General features: G+C 37.5%; 1 protein-coding gene. It reads left to right on the forward strand.

All coding sequences use genetic code 11. The features are described 5' to 3' along the window. Positions 1-84: 84 nt before the first annotated feature. Entirely contained in the window at positions 85-429 is a 345-nt protein-coding gene (locus tag AC1DUA_RS40165; RefSeq protein WP_477504954.1) for an S-layer homology domain-containing protein, read from the forward strand. The last annotated feature ends 137 nt before the right edge of the window (positions 430-566 follow it).

The following is a 566-nucleotide window of genomic DNA, read 5'->3' on the forward strand; positions in this document are numbered from 1 at the left end:
GAATAAATATTAATAGCACATTGAAAATATTTAGCTTCAAGAATAAATATTAATAGCACATTGAAAATATTTAGCTTCAATGATGTGAAGTTAGACGATCCTACATTTGGAGATGCACTCCCCTATATAGAAGCACTTCGTGAAGCGGGTATTACCGATGGTGTAGAGAACGATTTGTTTAATCCTGGCGGAGTGGTGACAAAGGAGCAGTTTGCTGTTTTTTTGGTGCGAGGTATTGGAAAAGATGCAGAGGCAAAACAAACACCAGGAGACATCGATGAAACCATTTCCGATTATGCTAAAGGGTATGTGGCATTAGCTTTGAAGTTGTTTCCATATCTGCGTTCTGATGGGCCTTTCTATGGCTCGACTCCTATTACTCGCCAATTGATCCTTCACGGATTGGATGATCTAACGGATAGTTATTGATGGTGTACACAATTTCTTACTTAATAGGACGGAGGTTTGCATTGGGGAAACTGATAAAAATACTCGGAATCGCATTCAGTATATTAACTGTTGCTATTGCAATATCTATTTTTATAAATAATGGATCTGTAGATAAG

This window comes from Paenibacillus sp. 01T422 (assembly GCF_056398785.1).